Below are 779 nucleotides of genomic sequence, written 5' to 3'. Positions count from 1 at the left end.
CCGACCGTCGCGCCCCGAAACCCCGTCAAGGAGACGACATGAGCACGCGGACAGTGATCATCACAGGCGGTGCGAGCGGCGTGGGCCGCGCGCTCGTGGAGCACTGCCTGGCCGACGGGATGACCGTCGTCACCTGCGACATCGACGAACCCGCCCTGAAGGAGCTGGCACGTCGGCACCAGGGGCGGCCGCTCGACACCCACCTGTGCGACGTCGCCGTCCGCGACGCGTGTGAGGAGCTGATGGACCGGGTGCTGGCCGAGCACCCGGACGTCGACGGGCTGGTCAACAACGCCGGTCTCTACCTGGGCCGTCCCGTGTGGGAGTACGACGACGCCACCATCGAACGGGTCATCGCCGTCAACGTGAAGGGGCCGGTGTGGCTGTCCCGCCGCTTCGCGGGGCACCTGCTGCCGCGCGAGCGGCGCGGCGCGATCGTGAACCTGACCTCGGTGGCGGGGGAGGTCGGCAGTTCCGACGCGCTCTACGGCACGGTCAAGGCCGGAGTCATCGGCCTGACCAAGTCGAACGCGATGAACTTCGCGCCGTACGTCCGGGTGAACGCCGTCTCCCCGGGTCTCGTCGTCAACACGGCCATCGCCGACCGCATCCCCGACTACCGGTACGCCGAGTACAAGCGCCAGGAACAGCTCGACGGCGACATCCTGCCCGAGGACGTCGCACGCGTCTGCGCCTACCTGCTCGGTGACGGCTCCGGAACGATGACGGGCGCCGTGCTGCGCGCCGACAACGGCTGCTACCCGCGCTGACACCCCGAC

1 protein-coding gene is annotated in these 779 nt (G+C 70.1%); it reads left to right on the top strand.

Going from position 1 to position 779, the window contains the following annotated elements:
* Positions 1-38 precede the first annotated feature (38 nt).
* Positions 39-770, top strand: coding sequence for an SDR family NAD(P)-dependent oxidoreductase (locus GL263_RS27460; RefSeq protein ID WP_182858425.1), 732 nt, complete (start codon positions 39-41; stop codon positions 768-770).
* Positions 771-779 lie beyond the last annotated feature (9 nt).

It is taken from the genome of Streptomyces durbertensis (assembly GCF_014156695.1).
Lineage (GTDB): Bacteria > Actinomycetota > Actinomycetes > Streptomycetales > Streptomycetaceae > Streptomyces > Streptomyces durbertensis.
Note: the sequence above shows the minus strand (reverse complement) of the source record. Positions and strands in the feature narration are given on the sequence as shown.

What these genes read in the sequence shown, in the direction of transcription:
- GL263_RS27460 (WP_182858425.1), top strand. Translation starts at nt 39, where the DNA reads ATGAGCACGCGGACAGTGATCATCACAGGCGGTGCGAGCGGCGTGGGC.